At 65.5% G+C, this 229-nt stretch carries 1 protein-coding gene; it reads left to right on the top strand.

Annotated features, from left to right (window positions below; all coding sequences use genetic code 11):
• Window positions 1-56: 56 nt before the first annotated feature.
• A partial coding sequence (locus SB658_RS28175; protein ID WP_410603908.1) for an ABC transporter substrate-binding protein occupies window positions 57-229 on the top strand: 173 nt, incomplete at its 3' end.

The raw sequence follows: 229 nt of genomic DNA, 5'->3' as shown, positions 1-229 counted from the left end.
GGTGCTCAGAGGTTGTTCCCCTGTCGAGGATGATCGGTCGCTCTGTGCGCAGGTAACTGACGGCACCGTTCACCCTCACACGCTGGAACAAGGGCAGCACGATCACCTTCGCGCGCAACGAGGCCTACTGGGGCGAGGCGGCCGGTGTCGCCGAGGTGGAGTTCCAGTACATCCCCGACTTCACGGCCGGTGTGAACGCCGCACTCGCCGGCGACGTCGACGTGCTGAC

This window comes from Bacillus sp. SIMBA_008, assembly GCF_046535495.1.
In the GTDB taxonomy this organism is placed as follows: Bacteria; Bacillota; Bacilli; order Bacillales; family Bacillaceae; genus Bacillus; species Bacillus subtilis.
This window is presented reverse-complemented; position numbering and strand designations above follow the sequence as displayed.